The sequence below is a fragment of the Mycobacterium sp. genome (genome assembly GCF_035314665.1).
GTDB lineage: Bacteria > Actinomycetota > Actinomycetes > Mycobacteriales > Mycobacteriaceae > Mycobacterium.
On sequence record NZ_DATFZD010000088.1, the window covers coordinates 1 to 7268 of the forward strand.

At 67.2% G+C, this 7268-nt stretch carries 9 protein-coding genes; 2 read left to right on the plus strand and 7 right to left on the minus strand.

What is annotated here, in order from left to right:
* Together glmS and VKI00_RS06465 are read right to left on the minus strand one after the other, a co-directional pair.
* Positions 1-1278, minus strand: a 1278-nt coding sequence (glmS, locus tag VKI00_RS06460; protein WP_324436174.1) for a glutamine--fructose-6-phosphate transaminase (isomerizing), incomplete at its 3' end; no start/stop codon positions are given.
* A 162-nt stretch (positions 1279-1440) separates the two neighbouring features.
* Positions 1441-1776, minus strand: a complete 336-nt coding sequence (locus VKI00_RS06465) for a hypothetical protein (protein WP_324436175.1) — start codon at positions 1774-1776, stop codon at positions 1441-1443.
* A gap of 238 nt (positions 1777-2014) precedes the next feature.
* Here VKI00_RS06465 and VKI00_RS06470 point away from each other — a divergent pair, with 238 nt between their 5' ends.
* Positions 2015-2464, plus strand: coding sequence for a cupin domain-containing protein (locus VKI00_RS06470; protein ID WP_324436176.1), 450 nt, complete (start codon positions 2015-2017; stop codon positions 2462-2464).
* A 69-nt stretch (positions 2465-2533) separates the two neighbouring features.
* Here VKI00_RS06470 and VKI00_RS06475 read toward each other — a convergent pair whose 3' ends face one another.
* A complete protein-coding gene (locus tag VKI00_RS06475; RefSeq protein ID WP_324436182.1) occupies positions 2534-2779 on the minus strand; it encodes a hypothetical protein in 246 nt (81 codons plus the stop codon).
* Positions 2780-2906: 127 nt separating this feature from the next.
* On the opposite strand from VKI00_RS06475, the gene VKI00_RS06480 reads away from it, so the two are divergent.
* Positions 2907-3749, plus strand: a complete 843-nt coding sequence (locus VKI00_RS06480) for a hypothetical protein (protein WP_324436177.1) — start codon at positions 2907-2909, stop codon at positions 3747-3749.
* Between the two features lie 79 nt (positions 3750-3828).
* On the opposite strand, the gene VKI00_RS06485 is transcribed toward VKI00_RS06480, so the two are convergent.
* From VKI00_RS06485 to rpsI, 4 genes are all read right to left on the minus strand, one after another.
* Positions 3829-5202 carry a hypothetical protein gene (locus VKI00_RS06485; protein ID WP_324436178.1) on the minus strand — a complete coding sequence of 458 codons (1374 nt, stop codon included), beginning with the start codon at positions 5200-5202 and terminating at the stop codon, positions 3829-3831.
* Positions 5195-5503, minus strand: coding sequence for a type VII secretion target (locus VKI00_RS06490; protein ID WP_324436179.1), 309 nt, complete (start codon positions 5501-5503; stop codon positions 5195-5197). Before VKI00_RS06490 ends, VKI00_RS06485 begins: the two co-directional genes overlap by 8 nt.
* 39 nt (positions 5504-5542) lie before the next feature.
* On the minus strand, positions 5543-6880 hold the full coding sequence (gene glmM, locus VKI00_RS06495) for a phosphoglucosamine mutase (RefSeq protein WP_324436180.1): 1338 nt from the start codon (positions 6878-6880) through the stop codon (positions 5543-5545).
* Positions 6881-6979: 99 nt separating this feature from the next.
* Positions 6980-7268 (minus strand): 30S ribosomal protein S9 (rpsI, locus tag VKI00_RS06500; protein ID WP_324436181.1); only part of this gene is annotated, 289 nt, incomplete at its 5' end.

Genomic DNA, 7268 nt, shown 5'->3' on the forward strand with positions numbered 1-7268 from the left:
CAGGCCAACGAGGTAATTCGCGGCGATCTGCGCCAAGAACGTCTTGGTCGACGCCACCCCGATCTCCGGTCCGGCGCGGGTGTAGAGCACCGCGTCGCATTCGCGCGGGATCTGCGAGCCGTTGGTGTTGCAGATCGCCAGGACCTTGGCCTTCTGCTCCTTGGCGTGCCGGACCGCCTCCAAGGTGTCGGCGGTCTCCCCGGACTGCGAGATCGCCACCACCAGCGTGCTGCGGTCCAGCACCGGGTCGCGGTAACGGAACTCGCTGGCCAGCTCCACCTCGACGGGCAGCCGAGTCCAGTGCTCGATCGCATACTTGGCCAGGAGCCCCGAGTGATACGCGGTACCGCAGGCGACGACGAAAACCTTGTCGATCTCGCGCAGTTCCTGATCCGACAGCCGCTGCTCGTCCAGCACGATCCGGCCGTCGACGAAATGCCCGAGCAACGTGTCGGCGACCGCGGTGGGCTGCTCGGCGATCTCCTTGAGCATGAAGTACTGGTAGCCGCCCTTTTCGGCGGCGGCCAGATCCCAGTCGATATGAAAAATTCGAGCATTTCCGGCATCGTCGTTGCCGTAGAAGTCGGTGATCCGATAACCGTCGGCGGTGATCACCACGGCCTGGTCCTGGCCGAGCTCGACCGCATCGCGGGTGTGTTCGATGAACGCGGCCACGTCGGAGCCGACGAACATCTCGCCGTCGCCGATGCCGACGACCAACGGGGTGGAGCGGCGCGCGGCGACAATGGTGCCCGGCTCGTCGGCATTGGCGAACACCAGGGTGAAGTGGCCTTCGAGGCGGCGCAACACGGCCAGCGCGGAACCGGCAAAGTCGCCCGCGGTGTCCCCGTGGTGATACGCCTTGGCCACCAGGTGGACGGCGACCTCGGTGTCGGTGTCGCTGGCGAACTCGACGCCGGCCGCCTCCAGCTCGCGGCGCAGGCTCGCGAAGTTCTCGATGATGCCGTTGTGGACGACGGCGATCTTGCCCGCCGCGTCGCGGTGCGGGTGCGCGTTGCGGTCGGTGGGACGTCCGTGAGTGGCCCAGCGGGTGTGACCGAGGCCCGTGGTACCGGCCAGTGCCGTCGGCTCGGTGTCGGCCAGCGCGCTCTCCAGGTTGGCCAGCCGTCCGGCCCGCCGTCGTACCGTCAGCCTGCCGACGCCGTCGACCAGCGCAATGCCCGCCGAATCGTAGCCGCGGTATTCCATCCGGCGCAGCGCGTCGACGACGACGTCACGGGCAGACTGATGCCCGACATAGCCGACGATTCCGCACATAGCCCATCAGGGTAGTGCAGCCGCCCCGGATGGGACGGCTGCACTCGTCTGACCTGCGCTAGCGGCTCGAGGCCGGTCACGCAGGATTGTTCGATCTTGGTTTGGTGACTCGCAAGCCGCCGCTATCTCAGCGTTCGATTCCCTTCAGGGATCAGGGCCGGTTTACCGACCCCAGCCCGGGCCGCCCGGGCCACCCGGACCCCAACCACCTGGGTGGTCATGGTCCCAGCCCGGGCCACCCGGGCCGTCCGGGTGCCAGTCACCGTAGCCGTGCCAGTGGTCCCTGTCATGTGGCTCGCCGTCGAAGTAGAAATCGTCGTGGCAGCGACCCCAATCGAAGTTGTTACCCCAGCCCGGGTCCCACCATTGGCCGGGGCACCAGTGATAGGCGGGCATCGGGCCTGGATAGGCGTCAGCAACGCTCGCCGCGCCCAGACCAGCAAGTCCCAGACCTGTGGTGAGGGCAGTCGCGGCTGCGATCTTCTTAATAGTTTTCACATTGGCTTAGTACCACGCAAACAGAGGCGGCTAAACATCTCCCTCGGCGTTTTTCTTATGAATTTCTATGAATTAGCTTGGTACTGGCTGTGTTTCAGTATTCGATATCGAGGATCTTGACGCCCACGTAAACGCCCGACCAGCGTATTACCGTAGGAAGTCACGATCCGTCTGCCTGGCACTGAACCTGTGCCAAACATGACGAGGTGGCACCGTCGACAGCACCAAGGAGACACCAGTGGCCGATGACGGGTTTCATCCCGACTTGCAGCAAAGCGAACGAGTGGCTCGCAACCGAGTGCACCATGTCAGGTCGTCTGAGATCGACGCCGACACCGCGCAAAGCGAGGGCATGCAGCGCTTCGCAGCGATCAGCGGACGCACGGTCGGCTCGGAAAAACTCTGGATGGGCGAGACGCACGTCCACCCGCAGACGGTGTCGTCCAACCATCACCACGGCGAATCCGAAACGGCGATATTCGTCGTGAGCGGCCACCCTGACTTCGTGTTTTTTGATGGCGAACATGAGGTGCGCATCGCCACCAATCCAGGCGACTACGCCTTCATACCGCCGTATTTGCCGCATCGGGAAGAGAATCCGAGCCCGGACGAGCCGGCCACCGTCGTGATCGCGCGTAGCACGCAGGAAGCGATCGTCGTCAACCTGCCGGAGCTCTACGCGCTATAACCCCAGCAAAGCAGTGCAGCCGCCCCGGCTGGGACGGCTGCACTCGGCGGACTTGGGAAGTGATTTAACTCACGGGTGCCACGGGCCGGGCCCGTGCCAGTGGCCCCCGTCGTGCGGCTCGCCGTCGAAGTAGAAATCGTCGTGGCAGCGGTCTGCCCCCCAGTTGGGGCCCCAGTGCGGGTCCCAGAACTGACCGGGACACCAATGGTAGTTGGGCAACGGCGCGGGAACTGCCTGGGCGACGCCGGCAGTAGTCAAACCGGCAAGCCCTAACCCTGAGGCGGTGATGATTGTCGCAGCGGCGACTCGGATCATGTTTTTCACCCCGCTGTGGTACCACGCAGAGCCCGCCGACTAAACCCGTTGCCCGCGTGTCGTCTTTTCTATGAATCAGCTTGGCGTTGGCTGTTTTACGGCGGCCGCGGTGCGCTAACGTCAACGGGTGGCCAGCACCCGCAAGCTTCTCCGCGCCCTCACCCGACCTGGACCGCATCGCGTCCTGCGCGGCGACCTTGCCTTTGCCGGCTTGCCCGGCGTGGTCTACACGCCCGAAGCGGGACTGAACCTGCCCGGTCTGGCTTTCGGCCACGACTGGCTCACCGGGGTCGAGCGCTATTCCGGGCTGCTGGAGCACCTGGCCTCGTGGGGCATCGTCGCGGCGGCCCCCGACACTGAGCGAGGGCTGGCGCCATCGGTATTGAACCTGGCCTTCGATTTGGGCACCGCGCTCGACATCGCCGCGGGTGTGCGCCTTGGCCCGGGCAAGATCAGCGTGCATCCCAACAAACTCGGCGTGATCGGCCACGGCTTCGGCGGCTCGGCCGCGGTGTTTGCGGCGGCGGGGATGAAGGTCAAGCCCAAGGCGGTGGCCGCGATTTTCCCGAGCGTCACCAGCCCGCCCGCCGAACAGCCGGCCGCGTCCCTGAAGGTGCCCGGGGTGGTGTTCAGCGCGGCCGGCGATGCCAAGAAATTGCGCTCCAACGCCATCGACCTCTGGAAGGCCTGGGACACGGCCACGCTGCGGGTGATCAACAAGGCTCAGCCCGTCGGGCTGGCTGAGGGCCGTCGGCTGACGGCGGCGTTCGGCCTGGGCGGTCCGGATCGCAAGACGCAGAAGGCGGTTCGCGCGCTGCTGACCGGGTATCTGCTGTATGCACTCGGCGGGGACAAGACGTATTGCGAGTTCGCTGATCCAGACGTCCAGCTGCCCAAAACCGCTGCCGTGGATGAGAAAGCGACGCTGGTGACCCACGAAGAGAAGTTCGTCGCGTTACTGAAGAGCTGAGCACCGTTGAGCACCGACCGGGACGAACGGGTGCGCTATGTCGAGGCGCTGCGCGAACTGCTACCCAGCTGAGCGGCGGTCACTGTCCGGCCTGCGGCAATTCGTCCTCGGCGATCTCACACGGAGTTGACCCGTCGGGCCGCGGTTCGGTGGGCGGTGGTGGCGCTTCCGGGGGCGTTACCTGGTGAGCTAACGGCTCGTCAACGGGATCGCTTGCGGCTGGCGGATTTTCAACGGACGCCTCGGTTGCGTCGTCGGCGCTGGGCGGCTCGGCGTTCGCGGTGTCGACGTTGTTGGCCTTGTCGGGCTCATCGTCGGCTCCGGCGTCAGCGTCATCCGCCGTGCCGGCGTCGTCGCCGAGTGGATCGTCGTCATCCAGGGGATCGTCCAACAGCGGCTCTGCGGGCTCCGACGGATCCGCGAAGCCGTCGGCCAGCGAACCCAGCAGACCGCCGATCCCGTTGACGATCTGGCCGACGACGCCGCCGATACTGCCGGCAAGACCACCAAGACTGCCCAAACCTCCTGCGCCGCTGGACAAGCCGGCGGCGTCGCCAAGCGGAGCCGCCAGGTCCGCAGGTACCGAGGGCCAGTCGTCGACGGCGTCCGGGGAAAGTGAAGGCGTCGGTGGCGCAGCCGAAACCGGAGCCGACGCGGCAGCGGGCACAGTGGGCGCGGCGGGAGCCGGCGTTGACGTCGCGGGGATGGTGGCCGCGGCCGGGCCAAGATCCGGCGACTCATCGGATACCGGCTGCCAACGGGGACCCAGTTCACCGGGAATCTCGAAACACACCTCGCGCGCCGAGCTCAGCGCTTCGACGGCCGCGTCGTAGGCCGCCTCCACCGACGTCCCGATCGAGCGCATCCCGCTGAGCCAGTCGCTACGAATATCGTTGTCTACATACGGAATAACGTGATCGCGAACCAGCTCTTCCGCCGGCCTGTCGCCCGCGCCGGCCGTCACGGTGTGTGCGGCAGCCAGCCAGGCTGACCGCTCCCCCGCCCTGCGATCGTCGATCGCGGCGGCCGTCGCGGCCTTGCTGTCGACCAGTTGCCACAGCTTGTCACGCAGCGCGCCGTAGCCCTCGGCCGCGGCGCGGACATGGGCGGCCACCTCCGCCGCGATGTCGCAGTGTCGCTGCAAGAACCGCGTCGCGGAGTCGGCCCCGGAACCCGTCCAGGCCGCCGCGATCTCGGTCAGCTGCGCGCGTTGCAGCCACATCGCCTCGTCGATCGTGTTTAGCGCGGCGCGAAGCTCAGCGCCGTCGTCGTCGAGCACTCGGAGGTCGAGTCCGGATTCGGTCTCATACCAGTCCAGCACCTGCGAACCGCGCGCCGTCAGGTCGGGATCCTGATAACCGAGCACATGGCATGCCCGCACATAGGTCTGCGTGCGCTCCACGGCGGGCCGACCTTCGGCCAACCGTGCTGTCACGTCCAACCGATCAGCCAAGGCTCACCCGCGCCGCGGCACTCAGATCGGCGTCGATGTAGCGGTCGGCGCTGGCCCGCAACGCGGTAGCGATCTCCCCGGTTGCCCGTACCCACTGCCCGAGCTCGCCGGCCAGCCGATTCAGCGCTAACCGCAACGCGTCGCCGTGACCGATGTAAGACCGCCCAGCGGTGGCGCCGTCGAACGCCAGACTCCCGAAGTGAGCGCGCACCGCGCCGTCGATGAGTTGCGCGGCATCATCGAACCGGTTAGCGACCGTCCGCAACGCCGCGGCGTCGACGATCGCATTTCGTTGTCCCATACCGGTTTCGACGCAGCACGCCGTCCGGGGGTTCCGCCCTCAGTGGTGGGCGCGGACCGTTTCGGCGATCAGGGTGGCGAGCCGGTGGGCGGTGCGTTCGTCGTCGGCTTCCACCATGACCCGGATCATCTGTTCGGTTCCCGAGGGGCGCAACAGGATTCGCCCGGTATCACCGAGCTCGTCCTCGGCTTGCTGAACCGCCGTGCGAACCGAGGGAGCGGCGACGGCGGCGGCCTTGTCGGCGACGACGACGTTGATCAGCACCTGCGGCAAGGTGTGCATCGCGGAGGCCAGGCCGGTCAGCGACGAGCCGGTTTGCGCCATCCGCGACATCAGCCGCAGGCCGGTGAGGATGCCGTCGCCAGTGGTGGCCAGCCTGGGGAGCACGATATGACCGGATTGCTCACCGCCGAGGCTGTAGTCACCGGATCGCAGCTCTTCCAAGACATAGCGGTCACCGACACCGGTGGTGCGAACGCTCACCCCGGCCGCGCGCATCGCCAGATGCAACCCGAGATTGCTCATCACGGTCGCCACCAGGGTGTTGTCCGCCAATTCGCCGGCTTCTTGCATCGCCAGCGCCAGGATCACCATGATCGCGTCGCCGTCGACGACCTCGCCGGAGGCATCGATCGCCAGGCAGCGGTCGGCGTCCCCGTCGTGGGCCAGACCCAGGTCGGCCCCGTGGGCGAGGACCGCGGATCGGACCGCATCCAAGTGGGTCGATCCGCAGCGGTCGTTGATATTCAGCCCGTTGGGTTCGGCGTGGATCGCGATGACCCGCGCCCCGGCCGCCCGATAGGCGCGCGGTGCTGGCACCGAGGCGGCGCCGTGTGCGCAGTCGACGACGACGGTCAGCCCCTCGAGCCCGACGGTGCCCGCCTTCCCGACGTGACGCAGGTAGCGGTCCAGCGCATCCTCGGCGTCGATCACCCGTCCGATCCCCGACCCGGCGGGCCGCAGCCCCGGCCCGGCCGCGACCAGATCCTCGATCTGGTCCTCGGTGGCGTCGTCGAGCTTGTGTCCGCCCGGTCCGAAGATCTTGATGCCGTTGTCGGGCATCGGGTTGTGCGACGCCGAGATCATCACCCCGAAGTCGGCGTCGTAGGCGCTGGTCAAGTAGGCCACCGCCGGTGTCGGCAGCACTCCGGCCCGCAACGCGTCCACGCCTTCGCTGGTCAGACCGGCGATCACCGCCGCTTCCAGCATCTCGCCGCTGGCGCGCGGATCGCGGCCGATCACCGCGACGCGCCGGCGTGCGCTATTCGGGCTGGTCAGCCGCCGTGCGGCCGCGGCGCCGAGAGCCAGCGCGAGCTCGGCGGTGAGCTCTCGATTGGCGACTCCGCGGACGCCGTCGGTGCCGAATAGTCGACCCATGCGGACAAACCTCTCACAGTTGATGACCGCGCACACGCATGACAAGACGATTGCCCGTAGTGCCACCCAACTGAAACGCGGCCGTGATCGCCGCCGGGATCAGCGCTTGCTGTACTGCGGCGCCTTACGGGCCTTCTTCAGGCCGTACTTCTTCCGCTCCTTGACCCGGGCGTCCCTGGTCAGGAAACCGGCCTTCTTCAGCGCCGGACGATTCTCCGGGTCGACCAGGATGAGCGCACGGGTCACGCCAAGCCGCAGCGCGCCCGCCTGCCCGGTGACGCCGCCGCCGGTGATCAACGCCACCACATCGAACTGGCCCTCCGCGCCGAGGGTCACGAACGGCTCGTTAACCAGCTGCTGATGCACCTTATTCGGGAAGTACACATCG